This window comes from Roseateles sp. (assembly GCF_036404855.1).
Classification (GTDB): domain Bacteria; phylum Pseudomonadota; class Gammaproteobacteria; order Burkholderiales; family Burkholderiaceae_C; genus Pelomonas.
This window is the reverse complement of record NZ_DASWYS010000280.1, coordinates 1-1,939: the sequence shown is the minus strand read 5'-3', so window position 1 is coordinate 1,939 and position 1,939 is coordinate 1. Positions and strand designations below refer to the sequence as shown.

Sequence of the window (1,939 nt, the reverse complement as noted above, 5' to 3'; positions counted from 1 at the left end):
TCCGGCAGGCCCATGGCCCGCGTTTCGAAGGCGCGGATTGCGTCAATGGTGTTGGGACCGATCTGTCCGTCCACGTTCAGCTGCTTGAGCGCCGGGCCGCTCCAGGCCTCGGTGTTCAAGTTCAGCAGGACTTGAACAATGCGGACATCCGCGACGTCATTGCGGGCGGCCAGCCCGACGCTCTTGGCAATGCACATGGCAAGGCTCCGTGACGGTCAATATCGACCGTCCACCTTAGGCGCTGGCCGCAGGCGGCGAATCCCCAATCCGGATGACGAAGGCCCTGCGCCACGGGCCTACGGCAGCGGCCGGATGCTGCTGCCGAGGCTACCAGGCGGATGGCCGTCATTGAGCAGTTGCCAGACCCGCCCGGATCTGGCCATCTGCGTGAAAAGCTGGCGGAGGTGGCGGCGGTCGGCTTCGTTCAGCGTGTGGCGCGACAGGTAGACACCGCTCTCCGACCAGCCGAGTTCGTCCAGCGGCTCCACCCGCATCTGTTTGACCAGTGGCGCCAACTCAGTCTCCCCGAGCAGCGTGCCGATGAAGATGGAAGCGGTCATGACGGTGCCCTGGGCCAGACCCTGGCGCAGGGCGCGGGCGACGCCAGCGACGTTGGATTCCTCGACAAGGCGCTTTTGCCGGCGCAGCGCGGCCACGGCGCCCTCGTAGGCCGGCCCGAAATTGAAACCGCGCACGACGGCCAGCTTGAGGCCCGGTTGGGCGATCAGCTCGGCCAGGGAGCGGGGCACTGGACCCTCATGCGTCAGCGTGACAAGGCTGGCCCGTACCTGGACCAGCGGCACGAACTCGCCGTCGCCCTCGCGCGACGGCGACGCCGAGGCGGGCAGCAGCAGGTCGGCTTGGCCGGACTCGAACATCCTCTGCAGCCGGGCACGCGGCACGCGCTGGATCTGGAACTCGCAGCCCGCAGCGACGCCGATCTCGCGCAGCAGCGTCGGATAAATGCCGCCGCTGCGATCGCCGTCGAAGCTGACGCTAAGCCCGACGGGTGCCATCGGTACTTCGATGGTGCGGGAACAGCCTGCCTCGGCGGTCGCCGTTGCCGCCAGCATGCAGGCCGCCCACAAGCCCGATGTCACCTTGCCGTTCATGTCCTTCCGTCCCTGGATTCGACCCGTCCATTGTGCGTGACGCGCCGCTCCAGGAAGTCGAAGAGCAGCTGCACGACGATGGCCAGGGCCGCGGCGGGCAGGGCGCCGGCCAGCATCAGCGTCGTGTCATTGACGGCCAGGCCCGCCACGATGCGTTCGCCCAGGCCACCGGCACCGACGAAGGCGGCCACGGTGGCGGTGCCGACATTGGTGACGGCCGCCGTCTTCACGCCGGCCATCAGCGTCGGCAGGGCCAGCGGCAGCTCGACGGCGCGCAACGTCTGGCCGCGCGTCAGGCCCAGCGCCAGCGCTGCCTCGGTCAAGCCGGTGGGCACGGTCTGCAGGCCGGCGTGCGTGTTGCGCACGATGGGCAGCAGCGCGTAGACGAACAAGGCCAGCAGGGCCGGCGCGAAGCCGATGCGGCCGACGAGGGCGATCAGGAAGGCCAGCAGCGCCAGGGATGGCAGCGTCTGCAGCAGGCCCGCCATGGCCATGACCGGCGCGGCCAGGCGCGGCAGGCGATGGGCCGCGATGCCCAGCGGGACGGCCACGGCAACCGCCAGCCCCAGGGAAGCCAGCACCAGGGCCAGGTGCTGGAACAGCAGCCTGCCGAGATCGGGCGCCAGCAGCCGCGCCATCAAGCCTCGGCTTGCCGTGCCGCCCGCCTCCGATTGCAGGAATTCCCGGGCCACGTCGGCAAAGGGGCGGCCGTCAAGCTCAGCGGCAGCATTCAGGCGGGTCATCTCAGCCTCCGGCAGCCGGCCAGTCAAGCCCAGCAGCGGGCGCTCATCCACCGCTGCGCGCATGAGCAGCACGGCGTCGTAGCG

At 69.8% G+C, this 1,939-nt stretch carries 3 protein-coding genes; all 3 read right to left on the bottom strand.

Features of this window, described 5'->3' with window-relative positions:
- Window positions 1-197: hypothetical protein (locus VGF12_RS18515; protein ID WP_331177521.1), on the bottom strand; the 197-nt coding region annotated here is incomplete at its 3' end.
- A 99-nt stretch (window positions 198-296) separates the two neighbouring features.
- Window positions 297-1,112 (bottom strand): transporter substrate-binding domain-containing protein, encoded by an 816-nt coding sequence (locus VGF12_RS18510; protein WP_331177520.1) that lies wholly within the window; start codon window positions 1,110-1,112, stop codon window positions 297-299.
- Window positions 1,109-1,939, bottom strand: an 831-nt coding sequence (locus VGF12_RS18505) for an ABC transporter permease (protein ID WP_331177519.1), incomplete at its 5' end; no start/stop codon positions are given. The genes VGF12_RS18505 and VGF12_RS18510, both read right to left, overlap by 4 nt.